At 59.0% G+C, this 18,952-nt stretch carries 17 protein-coding genes and 2 tRNA genes; 11 read left to right on the forward strand and 8 right to left on the reverse strand.

The annotated features are described in order from the left end of the window. Positions 1 to 14 precede the first annotated feature (14 nt). The 6 genes from ACB035_RS00115 to ACB035_RS00140 form a co-directional block, all read right to left on the reverse strand. Complete coding sequence (locus ACB035_RS00115) at positions 15 to 1,007, reverse strand: ABC transporter ATP-binding protein (protein ID WP_005362145.1); 993 nt, start codon at positions 1,005 to 1,007, stop codon at positions 15 to 17. An 11-nt stretch (positions 1,008 to 1,018) separates the two neighbouring features. After that, the gene (locus ACB035_RS00120) at positions 1,019 to 2,038 is read right to left on the reverse strand and encodes an ABC transporter ATP-binding protein (RefSeq protein ID WP_371166388.1); all 1,020 of its coding nucleotides are present in this window, start codon (positions 2,036 to 2,038) and stop codon (positions 1,019 to 1,021) included. Continuing rightward, positions 2,035 to 2,955 carry an ABC transporter permease gene (locus ACB035_RS00125; protein ID WP_076491356.1) on the reverse strand — a complete coding sequence of 307 codons (921 nt, stop codon included), beginning with the start codon at positions 2,953 to 2,955 and terminating at the stop codon, positions 2,035 to 2,037. The genes ACB035_RS00120 and ACB035_RS00125 overlap by 4 nt, the downstream gene beginning before the upstream one ends. 1 nt (position 2,956) lies before the next feature. Next, positions 2,957 to 3,940: an ABC transporter permease gene (locus ACB035_RS00130; RefSeq protein WP_005334871.1), complete on the reverse strand. Its 984-nt coding sequence runs from the start codon at positions 3,938 to 3,940 to the stop codon at positions 2,957 to 2,959. Positions 3,941 to 4,058: 118 nt separating this feature from the next. Continuing rightward, positions 4,059 to 5,744: an ABC transporter substrate-binding protein gene (locus tag ACB035_RS00135; protein WP_005362139.1), complete on the reverse strand. Its 1,686-nt coding sequence runs from the start codon at positions 5,742 to 5,744 to the stop codon at positions 4,059 to 4,061. Between the two features lie 415 nt (positions 5,745 to 6,159). After that, positions 6,160 to 9,597, reverse strand: a complete 3,438-nt coding sequence (locus ACB035_RS00140; protein WP_371166389.1) for an ATP-binding protein — start codon at positions 9,595 to 9,597, stop codon at positions 6,160 to 6,162. Between the two features lie 249 nt (positions 9,598 to 9,846). Between ACB035_RS00140 and ACB035_RS00145 the strand changes: the two genes are divergently transcribed. Further along, positions 9,847 to 9,922, forward strand: a tRNA-Gly gene (locus ACB035_RS00145). Positions 9,923 to 9,979: 57 nt separating this feature from the next. Then, positions 9,980 to 10,053: transfer RNA gene (locus ACB035_RS00150), tRNA-Cys, on the forward strand. A 48-nt stretch (positions 10,054 to 10,101) separates the two neighbouring features. Here ACB035_RS00150 and ACB035_RS00155 read toward each other — a convergent pair. Then, a complete protein-coding gene (locus ACB035_RS00155) occupies positions 10,102 to 10,395 on the reverse strand; it encodes a hypothetical protein (RefSeq protein WP_005347702.1) in 294 nt (97 codons plus the stop codon). 212 nt (positions 10,396 to 10,607) lie between these two features. Between ACB035_RS00155 and ACB035_RS00160 the strand changes: the two genes are divergently transcribed. From ACB035_RS00160 to ACB035_RS00200, 9 genes are all read left to right on the forward strand, one after another. Next, positions 10,608 to 10,808, forward strand: a complete 201-nt coding sequence (locus tag ACB035_RS00160) for a YbfA family protein (protein ID WP_371166390.1) — start codon at positions 10,608 to 10,610, stop codon at positions 10,806 to 10,808. 433 nt (positions 10,809 to 11,241) lie between these two features. Next, the gene (locus tag ACB035_RS00165) at positions 11,242 to 11,505 is read left to right on the forward strand and encodes a DUF2282 domain-containing protein (RefSeq protein WP_139437569.1); all 264 of its coding nucleotides are present in this window, start codon (positions 11,242 to 11,244) and stop codon (positions 11,503 to 11,505) included. 72 nt (positions 11,506 to 11,577) lie between these two features. Further along, a complete protein-coding gene (locus ACB035_RS00170) occupies positions 11,578 to 12,426 on the forward strand; it encodes a DUF692 domain-containing protein (RefSeq protein ID WP_371166391.1) in 849 nt (282 codons plus the stop codon). Next, positions 12,419 to 13,171 (forward strand): putative DNA-binding domain-containing protein, encoded by a 753-nt coding sequence (locus tag ACB035_RS00175; protein ID WP_371166392.1) that lies wholly within the window; start codon positions 12,419 to 12,421, stop codon positions 13,169 to 13,171. Before ACB035_RS00170 ends, ACB035_RS00175 begins: the two co-directional genes overlap by 8 nt. After that, positions 13,168 to 13,611, forward strand: coding sequence for a DoxX family protein (locus ACB035_RS00180; protein ID WP_128814774.1), 444 nt, complete (start codon positions 13,168 to 13,170; stop codon positions 13,609 to 13,611). The genes ACB035_RS00175 and ACB035_RS00180 overlap by 4 nt, the downstream gene beginning before the upstream one ends. 97 nt (positions 13,612 to 13,708) lie before the next feature. After that, complete coding sequence (locus ACB035_RS00185; RefSeq protein WP_371166393.1) at positions 13,709 to 14,188, forward strand: GNAT family N-acetyltransferase; 480 nt, start codon at positions 13,709 to 13,711, stop codon at positions 14,186 to 14,188. A 90-nt stretch (positions 14,189 to 14,278) separates the two neighbouring features. After that, complete coding sequence (locus ACB035_RS00190) at positions 14,279 to 15,580, forward strand: PAS domain-containing methyl-accepting chemotaxis protein (protein ID WP_270660335.1); 1,302 nt, start codon at positions 14,279 to 14,281, stop codon at positions 15,578 to 15,580. Between the two features lie 180 nt (positions 15,581 to 15,760). Further along, entirely contained in the window at positions 15,761 to 16,315 is a 555-nt protein-coding gene (locus tag ACB035_RS00195) for a DUF3332 domain-containing protein (RefSeq protein ID WP_075114839.1), read from the forward strand. Between the two features lie 87 nt (positions 16,316 to 16,402). After that, the gene (locus tag ACB035_RS00200) at positions 16,403 to 17,776 is read left to right on the forward strand and encodes an HD-GYP domain-containing protein (protein WP_371166394.1); all 1,374 of its coding nucleotides are present in this window, start codon (positions 16,403 to 16,405) and stop codon (positions 17,774 to 17,776) included. A gap of 77 nt (positions 17,777 to 17,853) precedes the next feature. Here the strand turns inward: ACB035_RS00200 and ACB035_RS00205 are convergent, their stop codons facing one another. Next, complete coding sequence (locus ACB035_RS00205) at positions 17,854 to 18,912, reverse strand: FUSC family protein (RefSeq protein ID WP_371166395.1); 1,059 nt, start codon at positions 18,910 to 18,912, stop codon at positions 17,854 to 17,856. Positions 18,913 to 18,952 lie beyond the last annotated feature (40 nt).

Below are 18,952 nucleotides of genomic sequence, written 5' to 3' on the forward strand. Positions count from 1 at the left end.
TATCGGGTTCACCTTCACTCGTAGAGGTAGCAGCGCACGAAGTGGTTGTCGGCAAGCTTGGTGATAGGGGGGAGCGCCTCCTTGCAGCGGGGCATCGCCTGATTGCAGCGCCCGGCAAAGGGGCAACCGCAGGACTCCGGCGTCCAGAGCGGGATCTCCCCCTTGCGGCCACCCTCCAGCTCGGCGTGGATGCTCTTCTCGGGGTCGGGCACCGCCGAGATGAGCAGCTGGGTGTAGGGGTGCTGCGGGTGATGCAGGATCTCGTCCACCTCGCCCCACTCCACCATGTGCCCCACATACATCACCGCCAGATCTTCCGCCACATAGCGGGCGGTGGCGATGTCGTGGGTGATGTAGAGCATGGAGACGCCGAGCTCGTTCTTCATCTGCTCCATCAGGTTGAGGATGCCGATGCGAATGGAGACGTCGAGCATGGAGGTGGGTTCGTCCGCCAGCACCACTTCCGCCTCAACTGCCAGATTGCGGGCGATGTTGACCCGCTGGCGCTGGCCGCCGGAGAGCTGGTGCGGATACTTGGCCGCGGTCGCCTTGGCAGGAGTCAGGCCGACCTTCTCCAGCAGGGCGTAGACCATGTCGGGCAGATCTTTCTTGTCGATCACCTTGCTGTGCAGCAGCAGGGGGCGGGCGATATGGTGGTAGATGGTGTGGGTCGGGTTGAGCGAACCGAACGGATCTTGCCACACCATCTGCACGCTCTGGCGATAGTCCAGCAGGGCGGTGCCTTTGTTGAACTCCTCCAGATCGTGGCCGCGATAGAGAATGCGCCCGGCACTGAGCTTGTACATCTTGGCGATGATCTTGGCGATGGTGCTCTTGCCGGAGCCCGACTCCCCGACCACCGCCAGGGCGCGGCCCCGGTGCAGGTTGAAGGTGATGTCGGAGAGTGCCCGCATCTTGCCACTCTTGATGGCATTGGAGTTGATGGGGAAGTCCTTGTAGAGGTGCTGGACTTCGATGATGGGTGCATCGGTTTTGGCGATTTGCATGACAGACATCCTTAACAGCCAGCGGCCTTGTCCAGATAGATCACGGAATCTTGTTGCAGTCCCTGCTTCTCATAGAGGTGGCAGGCGGTCTGTTGCCCGGGACGGATCTCGGCCAATCTGGTGTACTCCTGACGGCAGCGATCGTGCACCTTGCCGCAGCGGGCCTGAAAGCGACAGCCGACCGGCACCTCCAGCAGGTTGAGCGGGGTGCCCGGGATCCCCTCCAGCACCTTCTTCGTCCCGTGCAGGGGCGGGAAGGAGTTGCCGAGCCCTCTGGTATAGGGGTGCAGCGGCGCGGTCAGGATCGCCTTGGAGGGAGCGACCTCTACCAGTTCACCGGCATACATGATGCCGATGCGATCGCAGAACTCCACCATCAGGGAGAGGTCGTGGGTGATGAACAGAATGGAGAAGTTGAACTTCTCTTTCAGGGCATAGACCTTCTGCAGGATCTCCCGCTGTACCACTACATCGAGCGCCGTGGTTGGCTCATCCATGATGAGCAGCTCAGGGTTCAGCGCCATGGCGATGGCAATCACCAGCCGCTGACGCATGCCGCCGGAGAACTGGTGCGGGTAATCCTTGAGCCGGCTCGGGTGGATATCGACGATAGTGAGCAGCTCCTGGGCGCGCTTGATCGCCTCGTAACGGGTCATGCCGGGGTTGTGGGCCAGCAGCACGTCGCAGAACTGCTCCTCCATCCGCAGCACAGGGTTCAGGGCGTTCATGGCGGACTGGAACACCACCGACACCTGTTGCCAGCGGTAGGAGCGCAACCGTTCGTCGTTGTAGTGGAGGATATTCTCCCCCTTGAACAGGATCTCGCCACCGCTGATGTAGGCGGGCGGCTTGTGCAGCCGGGCCACCGAGAAGGCGACGGTGGATTTGCCGCAACCCGACTCACCGGCGAGACCGAAGATCTCGCCCTGTCTGATATCGAAGCTCACCGAGTTGACGGCGCGCACGTCGCCATTTTCGGTGATGTAGTCGACGCAAAGATTGCGTACTGACAGCAGGGGATGCTTGTTCATGCTGTCTTCTCCTGTGCGGCAGAGAGTGGTGTTGCGACCGGTGTGGCAAGTTTCTTCCAGCGGTTGAGTCCTTTGTGGGAGCGCAGCTGCGGGTTGGCAATTTCGTCGATGGCGAAGTTGAGCAGGGCCAGACCGGCACCCAGAGTGGCGATGGCGAAGCAGGGAGCCAGGATCTCCCACCAGGCGCCGACCAGAATGGCGCTGGAGGTCTGGGCGTTGTAGAGCATGATGCCCCAGCTCACTACGGTCGGGTCGCCAAGGCCGAGGAACTCCAGAGTCGCTTCGGTGACGATGGCGTAGATGATGGAGCCGATAAAGCTCACCCCGATGATGGAGATGAGGTTGGGCAGGATCTCCACCAGAATGATGCGCCAGGCCGGCTCGCCCAGCACTTCGGCGGCGATGACGAACTCCTTCTCGCGCAGCGCCAGGGTCTGGGCCCGGATGACCCGCGCGCCATAGGCCCACGAGGTCAACCCTATTATCACGGCAATTACCGCCGGTGACGCCTCCCCGATAAAGCTCGCCAGCACCAGTAGCAAGGGGAGGTTGGGGATCACCAGCACCACGTTCATCAGGAAGGTGAGGCATTCATCCACCAGACCACCGAAGTAACCGGCGGTGATGCCGATGGCGACGGCCAGGGTGCAGACCAGCAGGCCTGCGCTGAAGCCCACCAGCAGCGAGATACGGGCGCCGTTGGTGAACTGGGCCCAGATATCGTGGCCCATGCGGGTTGAACCCATCACGAACTCGGCACTGGGCGGCTGGTGCGGGCGAGCCACCCGTTTGGTCGGCTCGTTGCTGGCCAGAATGGGGGCAAAGAGGGCCATCAGTACGAAGGCAACCACGATGGCGAGGCCACAGGCAGCCTTCTTGTTGCCCAGCAGGATCTTGAGAATGGTCGGCATACGCATCTTATTTGCCTCCTGTACGCAGACGGGGATCCAGGAAGACGTAGAGCACGTCGGCCAGGAAGTTGAAGCTGAGCATGGTGATGGTCATGATGAGCAGCTGCCCCTGAATGAGCGGGTAGTCGCGGGCCAGAATGCCCTGATAGAGGGTCAGGCCCAGGCCGGGATAGTTGAAGATAACTTCGGTGATGAGAGAGCCACCGATGACGAAGCCGAGCGCCATCGATAGGGCGGTGACGCTGGGCAGAATGGCGTTGCGGGCGCCGTAGTTGAAGATCACCCGGTTGCTGGAGAGCCCCTTGGCCTTGGCCATGGTGATGTAATCCTCGCCCAGCAGGTTGATCATGTTGTTGCGCATGGTGATAAGAAAGCCCCCCACCTGTACCACGGCCAGGGTCAGCACCGGCATGATGGCGTGGGTCATGATGCTCTTGATGTGCTCCCAGCCCCAGTCAGCCTTGATCTCCGGGCTGTAGGCGTAGCCGATGGGCAGCCACTCGAGGCTGACCCCGAACAGGAACAGGGCGAGCAGGGAGACCACCACCGGCGGAATGGCCTGCATCACCAGGGTGAGCGGGGAGAGAATGCTGTCCATCCGGCCACCGCGATACCAGGCGGCGAAGATGCCGACGATGGAACCGAGGGAGAAGCTCAGGATGGTGGAGGTGCCGACCAGAAACAGGGTCCAGCCGATGGCACGGCCCAGCACGTCAGAGACCTGCTGCGGGTAGAAGCGCACCGAGGTGCCGAGATCCCAGGTGAAGACACTCTTCACATAGGTGAGAAACTGGGTGCCGATGGGGCCGTCTACGAAGCCGAAGGTGGCTTTGAGGGCTTCCAGGGCGGCGGGTTCCATCATGGCGCCAGCGCGGGCAAACATCACGGAGACAGGATCCCCTGGCATGGCACGGGGTAACAGGAAGTTGATGGTGGCGGCTACCAGAAAGGCAACCAGATAGAAGGAAAAGCGTCTCAGTATGAATCCCATGATAGTACCTTTTACTGCAAGTCTGCCCCGCGTCGGGTATAGCTACCCCAACCCCGGCGGTGCCGGGCAAGAAAGGGGTTAACGGGGAAGATGGCCCCCCGCAGGGGGCCGGGATTGTTTAGCTGTTTGGCTTGAGGGACAACACGTGCAGCAGACGCTCAGGGGTGTCCGGGTGGAGCTGAGGTTTGGCTACCGGGTTATCAGCACTGAACCAGCCGTTGAAGCGCTTGGTGCTGTACTCGTACCAGGTCGGGTTGTTGAAGACCGGAATGATGGTCTGGTTGGCACCGACACGATCCTGGATGGCGAACATGATCTCCTTCTGCTTGGCCGCATCGGCGGTCTGGGTGAAGTCATCGATCAGCTTGTCGAGTTCGGGATCCTTGTAACGGGGCGCGGCGAAGCGGTTGCCACGGTCACCCATGTTGCGGGAGTGGAACGCAGTCTCGAAGTACTTGTGCGGGTTGGCACCGGCAAAGTAACCCTGCAGGGCGACGTCGAAGTCACCAGTGATCAGGTTCTCGGTCCAGACGGTCGCTTCCGGGGTGGCGGTCTTGGCATTCAGGCCCAATGCCTGCAGCCCTTCTACACCGATCTGTACTGTGTTGACCCAGTCGGTCCAGCCGTTCGGCACCAGAACCTTGAACTCGATCTTTTTGCAGCTCGGGGTGTCGAGGAACTTGTCGCCGTCACAATCCTTGTAGCCTGCCTCTTTCAGCAGGGCCTTGGCCCCTTCCAGATCGAACTTGTTGTACTTGCCGTACTTCTTGTCCACTTCCGGGTTGTTCCAGGAGTCAAAGGCTTTGCCCAGACCTGACGGGTACTCGTTGACGGTGGGGTAGCCGTAGCCTGCGATATCCACCATGGACTGGCGGTCCATCGCCATGGAGAAGGCGCGGCGGAAGTTGATGTCGTTGAAGGCTTCGTTATTGCCCGGGTTCTTGGTCTGGAAGTTGACGTTGAACGCCACGGTACCAGAGGCCGGGAACCAGTATTTGTTGTTCTTCGGATCGTTGCCGACGTAGAGGCGCTCGATATCCGGCACGAAGGAGCCGAACCAGTCGATGTCACCTTTCATGACAGCAGCCAGCACCTGGTCGTTGGTGGCCATCTGCGGCATACGCAGACAGTCGATGGCGAGGTTGGCGTTATCCCAGTAGTGCGGGTTGCGGCACTGGGTATAGAGCTGGGCGGAGAAGTTGTCCACTTCGGTGAAGGGGCCAGTACCAACCGGCTTGTCGTTGGTGAAGGCAACCGGATCTTTCACCGATTTCCACTGATGCTCCGGCACTATGGGGACCAGCACCAGATCATTCACCACGTTGGTGTTGACCTCGGTCAGGTCGAATTTGACCTTGTTGGGGGCCAGCTTCTCGACGCTCTTGATCTGGGTCCAGATTGAGCGCTCATCCAGCGCCTTGTTGGCCTTGACCAGATTGAAGGAGAAGATGATGTCATCGGCATCAAAGGCTTCGCCGTCAGACCACTTCACGCCGTCACGCAGATCGAAGGTGACGGATTTCAGGTCATCGCTGAACGCATAGTTGGTGGCCAGACGATAGACGGGTTTGCCCCCTTGCATATCGTTGAAGATCACCAGCGGCTCATAGATGAAGTGACGGGTGGTGTGCAGCAAGCCCGCTTGCAGGAAGGGGTTGAAGTTCTTGACCCAGGCGGTTTCCTGCTGTGCAACCATGGTCAGCACGGTTTTGTTTTCTGCGGCCATGGCGTTACCGGCGGCACCGGCAAGCATCATGGTTCCCAGCATTACAGCGGTAGAGATTTTGGATACTTTGGCAAGCATATGTTTTCCTTTCTTATTTTTTGGCATTCCCGAGGGTTCGCCTTGTTTTGTGTGAGCACCGGTTTCGCATGCTGATGAAATCGGCCCTCTGTGTTGGTCAGGTGTCTAACCTTTGTCGTTCTGTTTTCCAACGCCCTAAGCAAACCAGAATTAACAGGAAAACAACAACTATTGATTTCGTTGTTTTCGTAAAAATTGACGGTGTTACGTCAATCTCGTCAAAATGCTTTTTTATCTTTTTAGAATCATTGGTTTGCGTTATTTGCTCTCGCGCAGAAAGTGGCTGTGAAAATGGCGTATATGACAAATTTGTGAATTGGATCTGCTCTCGGTTTCGTGGTCGGGCGGGGCTTTGTTTTGCATAAAAAGAAACCAGATTGCCAATTGTGATCCGGCGCCCGTTTAGGGCGCCGTGTCACGGCTTGCGGTTGGCGAGTTGACGCAGGGTCTGGGCGCTGTGCTGCAACTGCTGGCGCTGGTGGTCATTGAGCGGGCAGTGGCCCAGCACATACTCGGTGGTGGCCACGACCGTCTTCCAGCGTGGCGACTTGGGCAGGGTGTCCAGACTCAGGTATTTGTCGAGGGTGCGGGTCTGCGGGCTGGATCTGTCCATATAGACCCGCCACAGCTTGCTCTTCTCCGCCAGCACGATTTTGCCCTTGCCGGTCCCCTGCTGCCAGGCATCCAGGGTGAGCTGCATGGTCTCTACCAGCGCACGGCGCAGCGGCTCGTCATCCTGCTGGCGAATGAGGTCGTCGGCCAGCGAACGGAACTCGCCACCCAGGCGGCTCAGCTCGCCCAGCAGCTGTTCATCTTCGATGATGGCTTGCCGCGAGAGGTTCTTGAGGGCGTTCTCCAGCGCCATTACCCGGTTCTCATCCTGACGCAGCTCGGTACTCAGAGTGAGGGCGAAAGCGGCCTGTCCTCCGAGCGCGATGGGCAGGGCACGGGCGTTGAGCACATCTTTTTGCCCGGCTACCAGAAACTCCAGATTGTGTTCCCGCTCGCTGGCAAGGTCGGGCCACTGCTGTTGCAGCGGGGTGGCGAGCCACTCATTGAGGGGCTGCCCCTCCATGGCTTCCGGCTCCTGCCCCAGCAGGCGTGCCATCACCCGGGAGGCAAACAGCACTGTGCCCTGCTCGTCGATAAAGATCATGGGGTCGGCCCCTTCGCCGAGCAGGGCCAGCAGGCGCTGCTGATCCTGATGCAGTCGATCCTGCAGGGTGAGGCGATGTTCGATCTCCTGCTTCAATAGCCGGTTCTCTACCAGCGAGGCGCGTCCGGCCTTGGCTTCCAGCAGTGCCTTGACCCGGGCAAACAGCTCTTCCTTGCAGAAGGGTTTGACCAGATAGTCGTTGGCACCGGCCCCGAAGCCCTCCTCGATATCCTTGGGCTGGTTGAGGGCGGTGAGCAGCAGCACCGGCAGCATATCTTTCGGGTGTTGCTGGCGCAGGCGACGGCAGACGTCAAAACCGGAAAGGGTCGGCATCATCACATCGAGCAGGATGAGGTCCACCTGCTCCTCGGCCAGCTTGGCCAGCGCATCGTGGCCGTCACTGCTGGGCAGGATGCGGTAGCCGCAGGGCTGCAGCAGATGGCGCAGGATGTGCAGGTTGATGGGCTCGTCATCCACCACCAGAATGAGCGGCGCATCCTCGGGGGGAGGGGGCAGATCGTCGCTCTCCCAGTCCGGCAGGATCAGCGGTTGCTGGCGCACCAGCTGATGCTCGATCTGGCGGCTGTCGAGAGTCAGATTGGCCGCTTTGCAGGTGGCAAGGGGCAGGGTAAAGGCGAAGGTAGAGCCAACGCTCGGCTCACTCTCGACGAACAGCTCGCCCCCCATCAGGTGCACCAGCTGACGGGTGATGGAGAGACCAAGGCCGGCTCCCTGCTTGCTTACCTCCGGGCTCATCTGCACCAGCGGCTCGAAGATGTGCTCCAGATGATCGGGGGCGATGCCGATGCCGGTATCGGTGACCTTGATGCGCAGGAAGTTGTTCTCGACGATGGCACTGAGCACCACCTTGCCCTGCGGCGTGTACTTGATGGCGTTACCCACCAGGTTGTAGAGCACCTGTTCGAGCCGCTGCTCGTCGGCCAGCACCGGCGGCAGTTCGGCCGGGCTGATATCCACCAGAGTGAGGGGTTTGGCCTGCACCAGATGCTGGCAGAGATCCAGCACCAACCGGATAACCCCCTTGGATGAGACGGGCTGGGAGTGGATCTCCAGCTGGCCGTAGCGCATCTGGTGGTAGTCCAGCAGATCGTCCACCAGACGGGCCAGGCCGTCGGCGCTCTTGATGATGAGGCCGAGCTGCTTTTGCTGCCCTTCGGTCAAATCCTGCTGACTGGCGAGCATGGACTCGGCCATCCCCTTGATGCCGTGAATGGGGGTGCGCAGCTCGTGGGAGGTGTTGGCCAGCAGTTCATCCTTGAGTTTATCCGCCTGCTGCAGGCTGAGGTTCTGCTTGTGGGTCAGCTTGACCTGCTGTTGCAGCTCCTGGGTCTGCTGCTCGATGAGCTCGATCTTGTCCTTCACCGAGCGCTGCATATGGCGAAACGCCTCGGCCAGCCTGTCGATATCATCACCGGTGCGCTCGATGGCGATGGGGTGATCCAGCGCGCCGTCGGCCACCTGCTCGGCTGCTTCGGTCAAGGAGCGCAGCGGCGCCGTGATGGAGTGGGAGAGCCAGCGGGAGAAGAGGATCAGCAGCAGTACCGAGCCCGCACCCAGCACAATCACCAGGGTTTCCAGCTGGCGGATCGGGGCATAGGCTTCCCGGGTGGAGATCTCGGCAATAAAGGCCCACTCGGTATCGAACACCTTCACCTGGGTGTAGGCGGCCAGCACCTCGTCATCCTGATAGGAGTGGAACAGCCCGACCCCCTGCTCGCCGGAGAGCGTCTTGGTGATGAGGGGTGTTTGCAGCGGCCGGAAGTTAGGGCTGAAGCTGTTCTCGACGCTGAACTCCGGCGCCAGCCAGGCATCGGCGCGCATCCGCTTGTCCGGGCCGATCAGGATGGTTTCGCCGGTCTCGCCCAGCCCCTCCCGCTCCGCCATGATCTGGTTGAGCTTGTCCGGCAACAGCTCGAAAATCACCACCCCGCGCACATAGTCGTACTGCATCACGGGCGCCGCCATGTAGGCGACCACCTGCCCGGTCAGCTCGTTGCGGCCAAAATCGGTGAACTCGAAGATCTGCTGCGGTTTCTGGCCGCCATCGAGGCGGCGTTTGATTTTGGCGAAGGTCTGGCCCAAGCCACTGCCCTGATAAGGTCCGGAGAGCAGATTGGTGGCAAAGTTAGGGTGCTTGGTGACCGAATAGACCACATCACCGTTGAGGTCCACCAGAAAGATGTCGCTGTAGTTGGACTTGCGCACCATGTCGGCATAGCCGCGATGAAAGCGCTGGTGCACCCGGCCATACATCTCGTCGGCGAGGATAAGCGCTGTGATGGAGGGTTCGATCTCTACTTGGCTGTCCGGTTTGCGCAGTTGATCCCAGGAGCCTGGCAGATAGCGGGCCTGGGCACGGCTGCGGGCCTCCTGCGGTGTGGTGCCCAACTTCTCGAAGGCGCCGGTAAAGCCATAGAAACGGCCGATACTGTTGCCGGCAAAATCCTGCTGGGAGAAGTTGATGATCTGCTCTTTGAGGTTGTTGAAGTAATCCTCGAGCTGACTCTTCTTGATATTACGAACGGAGACCAGGTGGTTGGAGGTCTGGGTGGTGAGATCCTTGCCGTGGCTGTATAGGAAGAAGAGGGTGATGACCAAAAAGGGCACCATGCCCAACATGAAAAAAGCCAGCATTAACTGCGGCCTGAGCCCACGAAGCGTGAAGATCCATTTCATCTTGTGATTTTCAATTGAGAATCCGGTTATTAAGCCGCTCAAGTCTCGAACGAAAGCGTAATCATTTCAACGACTTTATCCCAAATTCGCTTGGTGGGTCACAGCTGGCTGGAGAAAAATGCAGCAAGGCGTTTAAACCCTGAGCAAACAGTCTGCATCAGGGCTTAAATTGCGAAAAAGGGGTTGTGCTGGCGCTCGTGGTACGTATAATGCGCCTCGTTGTCAGGCAACTGGCACGAAAGCAGTAACGCGGGAATAGCTCAGTTGGTAGAGCACGACCTTGCCAAGGTCGGGGTCGCGAGTTCGAGTCTCGTTTCCCGCTCCAATTTTCCATCGCACCAACGATGGAACTCACTTTCAAGACAATCAGTCTTGTCAGCATGGCGCGTTAGCAAAGCGGTTATGCAGCGGATTGCAAATCCGTTTAGTCCGGTTCGACTCCGGAACGTGCCTCCATGTTCTCTCTGTTCATCTCAATCATTACTCTTCGAGTCTGAGCCTTGGTCAGTATCCTTGCTGTACCAGTAACTGTTCGCAGCCAGCCTGTTTCCACTCGCGCTCGAGATAGTGGCTCACATCCGCCATGTTTTGCCCCCGATATTGAAACTGCACCTCGGCGCTGTGCTGGTTGAGATCCGCAATCCGTTGCTTCAGTGTGCCGCATTGCCACAGGCTGACGGTGGGCACGCCCCGTTCGGCCAGCACGATGGCATCTTCCCGATTCAGTTGCCACTCCTCCAGTTGTGCCCGTGTCAGGGCAACCATCAGCACCAGCAGTGCCACTTCCGGCAGTTTCATGCGTGTCTCCCTACTGCATGTTTTTCCCCTGATAACTGTGGCAAAGCGCACGATTTTCGCAAGTTTGTTAACTGTTGGTTAATAACGTAACCCGTTTTCAGTATTTCCCGTTTTTCACCATTTTTTTATAAAAAAATGCGTTGGTGATGTAGTAATCCTACATAGAGTGGGGTAATCTTTGCTCAGTGGTCTTACCAGTAAGGAGTTACATCATGTTTCATCCCTTTTCCCTGACTCAGATTATTCTTCGTCGCATTTATGTATTGCTGGTGGGCATTCTGGCTTTCCCCTTGATGCTGTTTCGCAGCGATCGTGCCCGCTTCTACAGCTATCTGCACCGGATCTGGAACAAAACCAGCACCAAACCGGTGTGGCTCAAAATGAGCGAGCGTGGCGAGCGGATCTTCTACTAAACCCCATTCGCACCATGTGCAAAAAGAGACAGCCAAAGCTGTCTCTTTTTTTATCTGTTTGCCGCAACTCCTGGCTCCCAACACTACTCAGATTGTTTATTCCTGTTTCTTTAAAGTTGCATCCAGCCCTGCCTGTTGGCGGGGTTTTTTTATGTCTGACGCATCTCTTTTGATTGAAGCAGTGAAGAAGATTAACGGGATGAAAGCACCATATAGCACTTTCCTCGTTCATTAATGGGTGGTCGTCGAGAAATTTTCAATGATGAAATAGTTGTTTAAAATCAATTCATTGAGTGTTTGCCTTTGGGTTTTTTAACTCTTTTTGTGTTTTTTTTGAAAGGGAATATCCCGTTTGCCGGTTCTATTGCAGGTACCCGGTTGCGACAAATCGGGGATATCAGCAACATCCAACGACATCAAAAGGAACATGAACATGAATGTTAAAAAAAGCACTGCTATCGCCTCCGCCATAACCGGTCTGCTGGCGCTGGGCGCCCAATTTATCGCGGCACCAGCCATGGCTGCCGATGAAAAGGAGAAGTGCTACGGCGTGGTCAAGGCCAGCAAAAATGACTGTGCGACCAAGAGCAGCTCCTGCGCCGGTACTGCCAAGGAAGATGCTCAGGGTGATGCCTTTGTGGTTATGCCCAAAGGGCTGTGCGAGAAGCTGGTCGGCGGTTCGCTGCAACCCAAGTAAGAGACATCGGGCAGGGGATGGCCAACGGGTCGCCCCCTGCATCTTCTCTGATTGGCGAAAGCGAGTCTTGCGATGAACCCTTTGATTGGTATCGGATTACGCACTCCCCATTACGATGAGATCCGGCAAACCCTGCCGACAGTCGGTTGGCTGGAGGTGCACAGTGAAAATTACTTCGAACGGCACAGTCACGGTTTTCAGGTGCTCGCCGAACTGGCGCAGCACTACCCCGTCAGTCTTCACGGCGTTGGCATGTCCCTCGGTTCTGCCGACCCGCTCGATCCGCACCATCTGCAGCAGTTGTCGACACTGGCTGCGGCGATCAAACCGGTACGGATCTCCGAACATCTCAGCTGGGGCAGCATTGGTGGGCGTTACTTCAACGATCTGCTGCCGGTGCCCTATACCCGCGCCTCCCTGCGCAACATGAGCGACAAGATCCAGCAGGTACAACAGACTCTGGGTTGCCGCATGTTGATTGAAAATCCCTCCTCCTATCTGCAACTGCCCGGGGAGATGAGCGAGTGGGCATTTCTGGCCGAGCTGCAGCAGCGCAGCGAGTGCGGCATTCTGCTCGACCTCAACAATCTCTATGTCAGTGCCTTCAATCACGGTTTCTCTTGCGATGAGTATCTGGCGGCGATCGATCTCGCCACCGTCGGGGAGATCCATCTGGCCGGTTATACCGAGAAGCAGCTGCCGGAAGGCTCCCTCTATATCGATACCCACAGCGCCCCTGTGGTGGAGCCGGTCTGGGAACTCTATCGCCAGATCTGCCGCAAGCAGGCCATTCCCACCCTGATTGAGTGGGACCTCGAGATCCCGCCGCTGCCGGTCTTGCTGGCAGAGGCGGCGCAGGCCAGCGCCATTCTGGATGAGGCGTGCGCCATGAGTGCACCACGGGAGGTAGCCCATGGCTGAACTGGCACAACTGCAACAGCACTTTGCTGACGGTCTGCTGGGGGAGCCTGACGCCATTGCCCCTCACATCAGCTCCCGGCTCTTTCCTGCCGAATCTGTGCTGCAGGTCTATCGCAACCACTTCATCCTGAGCCTTGGCGAGGTGCTGGCGAGCAGTTATCCCGCCGTCAAGGCTATGGTCGGGGATGACTTTTTTGCAGCGGCGGCCCGTGGCTTCGTATTGGCCGAGCCGCTCAGGGAAGGGAGCGTCATGCACTATGGCGCCGGATTTGGCCAATGGTTGGCCCGCTTGCCGACTACAACCGGACTGCCCTGGCTGGAGGAGCTGGCTCAGTTCGAATGGCAGCTTGAGCGTGCCAGTCTGCTGCCGCTGGAATCACGCTGCTGGCCAGCCGAGCGTCTGGCCGCATTATCGCCGCAACAATGGGAGCGGCTGCGACTCTTGCCAGCCACTGATCTGCTGCTGGTTGCCAGCGATTATCCGGTGCTGGCCCTGTGGCAGATGGCGCTGCACGGTGGCGAAGCGGTGGAGGTGCTTGATGCCCCCGTCTGGTTGGCATTGAAGAAACAGCCGGATTGCCGGGTTGCCCCCTTGCCCCTGACGGCTGGTGAGTGGGCGCTGCTGCAGGGATGTCTCGCTGGTACGGCGCTAGTCGATCTGCTGGCGGCCGACCCTGCGGCCAGTGAACATCTCACTCGCCTGATAACCCTTGGTCTGCTGGTGGATATGGAGGTAATGCCATGATGGCAAACAAATGGCTGGCGCTGGCCAGCTCAAGTGGTGATTTGCCGCGCTGGAGCAGCGCTGGTGTGCTGTTGTTGGCGCGGCTGTGGGTCGCGTCGGTTTTTATCACTTCAGGCTGGCTCAAGCTGACGGCGTGGGATTCCACCCTCTATCTGTTTGAATCCGAGTATCAGGTGCCCCTGCTGCCCTGGTTGTGGGCTGCTTATCTGGGGACAGCGACCGAGCTGCTGTTGCCGCTCTTCCTGCTGGCGGGGCTTTTTACTCGCCCGGCCGCCTTGCTGCTGTTTGGCTTCAATATCATGGCGGTGATCTCCTACCCGACCCTCTGGGCGGGTGGCTTTTACGATCACCAGCTGTGGGGCTGGATGCTGCTGACCCTGATCATCTGGGGCGGCGGTGTGCTGAGCCTGGATTATTGGCTGACTCGTCGCAGCCATTGATTTATCAGTGATTTTCCCAATCACAAAGAGCGCCACAAGGCGCTCTTTGTCATAATGACGGCCGGCGAAATTTCCCATGAGAGAAAAGGAGCAGCCAATGATTATTCGTCAAGCAAGGGCCGCAGATATTCACGCACTGGTGGCGCTGCGCATGGAGCTGTTTTGTGAGGTCGGTGAGCTGGTGACGCCGCAGGCAGACCCGGCCTTGTGGCAGGCCACCCTTGACTATTTCACCCGGGCGATGAGTGAAGAGAGCGCTTTATCCTGGCTGGCTGAGGCCGATACCCAGGAGGGCGGCAAACAGATCGTGGCGGCAGGGACGCTGGCATTATTTGAACGGCCGCCCTATCCCGGCAATCTGGCGGGGATGGAGGGGTATCTGCTAAATATGTATACGCGGCCACAATGGCGCCAGCAGGGGATCGCCACGGCGCTGCTCGATGCCATAACGGCCTTCGCCAGAGCGCGTCAGCTGGGCAAGGTGTGGCTCCATGCCAGCGAGCAGGGGCGCCCTCTCTATGAGCGGATCGGCTTTGTCGCCAATCCGGCCTATCTGGAGTGGGACCTGGCACCTTAATCGATGGGCCCCGTTATCTCTATGGTTTCTCGTCTAAAGTTCATGCAGATGTGACGTAGTTGTAACCAGGTAACAGAGGGGCAGGGCAAGATGTTCAACTTCAAACTCAAAGCGGAATTACAAGCGTGTCAAATGCAGTTGGCCCAGGCCCAGGCATTTATTGATGCAGTAAAAGTCGGTGTCGCTACCATCAGTTTCACTCCAAGCGGCGAGATCCTGGAGGCGAACCCGCTGTTTCTGAGTGTGGTGGGCTATAGCGAGCAGGAGGTGATTGGTAAACACCACCGGATCTTTTGTGATGCCCACTACGCCCAGTCATCCTCCTATGCCCAGTTTTGGGAACAGTTGCGTCAGGGGCATTCCCACAGTGGCATCTACCAGCGCATTGACAAACATGGCAGGGAGTTGTGGCTGGAGGCTACCTACTTCCCGGTCAAGGTTGAGGGCAAGGTGGTCAGGGTCGTCAAGATAGCCTCCGATATCACCGAGAGTTATCAGCAGTTGAGTCGTCAGAAAGCGATCATCTCGGCACTCGATCGGGCGCTCGCCATTATCGAGTTCACCCCCAAGGGGGAGATTGTGACGGCCAATCAGAATTTCCTTTCCTGCGTCGGTTACTCCCTTTCTCAGCTCAAGGGGCAGCATCACAGGCTGTTTTGCGATGAGAGCTTCTATCGCGAGCAACCCCACTTCTGGGACGATCTGGCCCACGGCCAGCTCAAGTCGGGGTTGTTCAGTCGCCGTGACAGCCACGGCAACGAGATCTGGCTGGAGGCTACCTACAACCCCATCAAGGATGAGAGCGGCAAGGTGGTCAAGGTGATCAAGTTTGCCAGTGAGGTGACAGAGCGGATCAAGCGCGCCCAGGCAGTGAGCGAGGCGGCCAACATAGCCCAGACCATTTCGCAGGAGACCACCCGCTTTGCCGAAACCGGGTCTGAACTGCTGGCGGCATCGGTTGCCATCTCCAGCGCCATTTCCGAACAGGTGAGTCGCACTTCCGGCCTGATTGGCCAGCTCAATGAGCAGTCGAAAAGCATTGAAGCCATCGTCTCGACCATCAGCAGTATTGCCGAGCAGACCAATCTGCTGGCCCTTAACGCCGCCATTGAGGCTGCCCGGGCCGGCGATCAGGGGCGCGGTTTTGCGGTGGTGGCTGACGAAGTACGTCAGCTGGCTGCGCGCACCTCCCTCTCGACCGGCGAGATCGCCAGCGTGGTTCAGAAAAACCGCGAACTGACGGCCCAGATCACCGGCAACATCAATGAGGTGGCCACCAGTGCCCAGCGTGGCAAGGAGCAGATCGGCGAGGTGAGTGGCGTGATGTCACAGATCGAGCAGGGCGCCATCAATGTGACCGAGACAGTCTCCAATCTGGCCATCGGCTCCTGACGGTTATTGGTTGTTGAACAAGGCACCGGTCGGATGACAATCCTATCGGTGCTTATTTATTGCTCACTTGGTACGTCAATCTGAACCCCTCCTGTATCGTCCCGCCATTGTGAATTGTCCTCTTCTGGCCCCTTGATTAGGCTTGCCGCCTCATTTATTTCAGAGCAGGAACAGAACACGATGGCATTACAACAGAAGGGGCGGGCAATGGCCCTGCTGGTTATGGTCGCGAGCATGGGGCTGGGCGGCTGTATGGGGCAGATGGGGCTTTCCGGCATGGTCACCAAGGGCAACCTGAGCGTGGTGGATAACCGCTACGCTCGTGCCGGGGTCTTTATGCTGCTCTCCCCTGTCTACGGTCTGGCCGCGACCGCTGACCTGTTTGTATTCAATACCATCGAGTTTTGGTCTGGCAAGAACCCCATCACCGGCAAATCTCCGGCTGTGGTGGACATGAAAGCCGATCCGGTGATCAAGGTGAACCAGCATCTGGATCCGGCCCTCAAGACGGTGCCGTTGGCCATGCTGCCACAAGGGGTGCGCGAGGTGGAGATCAGCTACCCGGACGAGCATACCGCCCAGATGGAGGTGCACTATCTGGATGGTCGCCGCAGCATGATGCGTGGCGAAAAGCGTGGTGAGCTGATGGATATCTACTTCGATGGCCGCTTTGTATCTACCCTGAGCCGCGCAGAGCTGGAAGAGCGGGCTAATCAGGGTAAAGCTGCTGCCTAAATTCAACTGAATCCAGATCGTTCCAGCTTCAGATGGGGTATACCTAATCTGCTGGCAAAATCGCCATGATGTCTAAGGGAGTAGACTATGACGGTGAATGGATTGCGATTGGCGGAGTTGATTGGTTCCCTCAGTCATGCGCTCGATATGACTGAGGGGCAACCAAGAGGACACTGCATTCGCTGCTGCTGGATAGGTTCCCGTCTGGGAGAGCGGCTGGGACTGGACGCCCGGCTGTGCCATGATCTCTACTACACGCTCCTGCTTAAGGATCTTGGGTGCAGCAGCAATGCTGCCCGTATCTGCGATCTCTATCTCACCGACGATCTTCACTTCAAACGCGATTTCAAACTGGTGGATGGCTCCCTCTCCGAGGTAGTCAACTTTGTGCTGGGCCACACCGGCTTGCAGGCGGATCTGCTGGGACGTTTTCGCAGCCTGTTTCATATCTTTCGCAACGGTGACCAGATTGCCAACGAACTGATCCAGACCCGCTGTCATCGGGGGGCGGATATCGCTCGCCAGCTCCGTTTCAGTGACGAGGTGGCCGATGGCATTCTCTCCCTCGATGAACACTGGAATGGCAAAGGTCGGCCCCTGCAACTGGCTGGTGAGGCGATCCCGCTCTTCTCCCGCATTGCCCTGCTCTGTCAGGTGGTGGATGTATTTCACGCGGCCGCAGGCCCGGATGCGGCGCTCAAGGAGCTGCGCGAGCGCAGCGGCAGCTGGTTTGATCCGGCACTGGTTCGGGAATTTGAAGCGCTGGCCGACGAAGAGTTCTGGCAAGGACTGGCCGATCCCCGACTGACCGAGTGGGTGCTGGTCCACCCGGCCGGGCAAGGGGAGGTAGCGCTGGATGAAGATTATCTGGACGAAATCGCGGCGGCCTTCGGGCAGGTGGTGGACTCCAAAAGTCCCTACACCGCGGGTCACAGCGGCAGGGTAGCGCTCTATACCGACATTCTTGCCACCCAGATGGGGTTGTCCGAGCCGCGTCGACGCTGGCTCAAGCGGGGCGCCCTGCTCCATGATGTGGGCAAGCTCGGGGTGAGCAACGCCATTCTCGACAAGCCGGGCAAGCTCGATGCGCAGGAGTGGGCTGCGGTGCAGATGCATGCCGCCTACACCGAGGAGATCCTGAGCCGCATCGGTGCCTTCGAGGAGCTGGCGCAAGTGGCGGGCGCCCACCATGAGCGGCTCGATGGCAAGGGCTACCCCAAGGGGCTGAAAGGGGACGAGATTACCCTTGAGACGCGCATCATCACCACAGCCGACATCTTCGATGCCATCACCGCCAAGCGCCCCTATCGCGGCGCCATCCCTGTGCCGCAGGCGCTGGAGATGATGGCGGAGAATCTGGGCACCGCAATAGACCCTGACTGTTTTGCCGCCCTGCAGGCGGGTATTCAGGATTTCTCCCTCTACCTCACCACCGAGCAGCCGCTGGCCAATGCCAGTTAAGATTTGCTGCCTTCATGGCCCAAACGGCCAGTCAGACAGCAAAACGCCCCGCAGCTGCGGGGCGTTTTGCATTGGGTCTAGTCCGGCTGCTTGCGATGGGGCGGGGTGAGGATCAGCCCCAGCAGGCGGCGCAGGTGGGTGAGCTGCTCGGTCAGCTGGACGTTGAGCCAGAGGTAGCCATTGATGGCGGCCTCGGTATTGGGGGGGAGCGATACCTGGGTTGCTACCTCGTGCAGGCGGGCGATGGCGGCATCGGCGCCGCGACCATCGCCGGTTTGCATCATCAGGGCAAGCTGGTTGATCGCCTCCTCGGTGGCCAGATGGCAGGCTTGCAGAGCAGCCGTGCTCTGCATCAGGAAGTGGCTCTCCCGATCGTTCCAGTAGGTGTTGGCCAGCATCTCAAGAGTGCAGAGGGTGTTGCGCATGGTGACCTGCACCGCATCAAACAGGGCGACGCTGTGGCGCGTCTCCTTGGCCGCCGGGGCCAGCAGGGCCCGCAGTTTGCCGGTCTGTGCCAGCAACTGGGAGAGATTGTGCTTGAGGCGCGGGCGCTCCAGCACATTGGGGGAGAGGTGGGTGTGATAGAGCCGCCCCGACTGCTGCAGGATCTGGTGCAACTGTAGGCGCCAGTGGCTGTAGGCCCGCTGGGGGTAGATGCTGCAAAAGAGCAGCGCCAGCAGGGAGCCCAGTATCACGTCGGCACTGCGCCACAGCGCCGTCTCTATATCCCCCGGCATGGCCCCCATGGTGACCCCCAGGGTGATGCCGATCAGCAGCCCCACATAGGGGCGCTTGCCGAGGGCCAGATAGCCGCAGAGGAACATGATGCACCCGCACCAGATCAGGGTGAGCGGTAGCGAGTAGATCTCGAGATAGAGCGCCACTATCCCGCAGCTGGCGCCGAAGATGGTGCCCACCACCCGCTGCAGGGCGCGGGAGAGCACATTGCCCCAGAACGAGATGGGGCCCATCACCACCACCAAGGTTATCAGCGGCCAGGTGCTCTCCGGCAGTTTCAGCTCGCGGGTCAGCAGAAAGGTGAGCATAAAGGCGAGTGCAATGCGCAGGCCATGGACGATCCGGTAGCGGCCATAGACCAGCAGATCGAGTCGGGAGAGGGGGGCATCAAGACGCACGGTCTGCCTCCTGTCAGGTGGGTGACGGGGCGCCGTGCAT

Origin of the sequence: Aeromonas sp. S12(2024) (assembly GCF_041402305.1) — a bacterium.
Taxonomy (GTDB): domain Bacteria; phylum Pseudomonadota; class Gammaproteobacteria; order Enterobacterales; family Aeromonadaceae; genus Aeromonas; species Aeromonas veronii.

What these genes read in the sequence shown, in the direction of transcription:
- ACB035_RS00115 (WP_005362145.1), bottom strand. Translation starts at nt 1,007, where the DNA reads ATGCAAATCGCCAAAACCGATGCACCCATCATCGAAGTCCAGCACCTC.
- ACB035_RS00120 (WP_371166388.1), bottom strand. Translation starts at nt 2,038, where the DNA reads ATGAACAAGCATCCCCTGCTGTCAGTACGCAATCTTTGCGTCGACTAC.
- ACB035_RS00125 (WP_076491356.1), bottom strand. Translation starts at nt 2,955, where the DNA reads ATGCGTATGCCGACCATTCTCAAGATCCTGCTGGGCAACAAGAAGGCT.
- ACB035_RS00130 (WP_005334871.1), bottom strand. Translation starts at nt 3,940, where the DNA reads ATGGGATTCATACTGAGACGCTTTTCCTTCTATCTGGTTGCCTTTCTG.
- ACB035_RS00135 (WP_005362139.1), bottom strand. Translation starts at nt 5,744, where the DNA reads ATGCTTGCCAAAGTATCCAAAATCTCTACCGCTGTAATGCTGGGAACC.
- ACB035_RS00140 (WP_371166389.1), bottom strand. Translation starts at nt 9,597, where the DNA reads ATGAAATGGATCTTCACGCTTCGTGGGCTCAGGCCGCAGTTAATGCTG.
- ACB035_RS00155 (WP_005347702.1), bottom strand. Translation starts at nt 10,395, where the DNA reads ATGAAACTGCCGGAAGTGGCACTGCTGGTGCTGATGGTTGCCCTGACA.
- ACB035_RS00160 (WP_371166390.1), top strand. Translation starts at nt 10,608, where the DNA reads ATGTTTCATCCCTTTTCCCTGACTCAGATTATTCTTCGTCGCATTTAT.
- ACB035_RS00165 (WP_139437569.1), top strand. Translation starts at nt 11,242, where the DNA reads ATGAATGTTAAAAAAAGCACTGCTATCGCCTCCGCCATAACCGGTCTG.
- ACB035_RS00170 (WP_371166391.1), top strand. Translation starts at nt 11,578, where the DNA reads ATGAACCCTTTGATTGGTATCGGATTACGCACTCCCCATTACGATGAG.
- ACB035_RS00175 (WP_371166392.1), top strand. Translation starts at nt 12,419, where the DNA reads ATGGCTGAACTGGCACAACTGCAACAGCACTTTGCTGACGGTCTGCTG.
- ACB035_RS00180 (WP_128814774.1), top strand. Translation starts at nt 13,168, where the DNA reads ATGATGGCAAACAAATGGCTGGCGCTGGCCAGCTCAAGTGGTGATTTG.
- ACB035_RS00185 (WP_371166393.1), top strand. Translation starts at nt 13,709, where the DNA reads ATGATTATTCGTCAAGCAAGGGCCGCAGATATTCACGCACTGGTGGCG.
- ACB035_RS00190 (WP_270660335.1), top strand. Translation starts at nt 14,279, where the DNA reads ATGTTCAACTTCAAACTCAAAGCGGAATTACAAGCGTGTCAAATGCAG.
- ACB035_RS00195 (WP_075114839.1), top strand. Translation starts at nt 15,761, where the DNA reads ATGGCATTACAACAGAAGGGGCGGGCAATGGCCCTGCTGGTTATGGTC.
- ACB035_RS00200 (WP_371166394.1), top strand. Translation starts at nt 16,403, where the DNA reads ATGACGGTGAATGGATTGCGATTGGCGGAGTTGATTGGTTCCCTCAGT.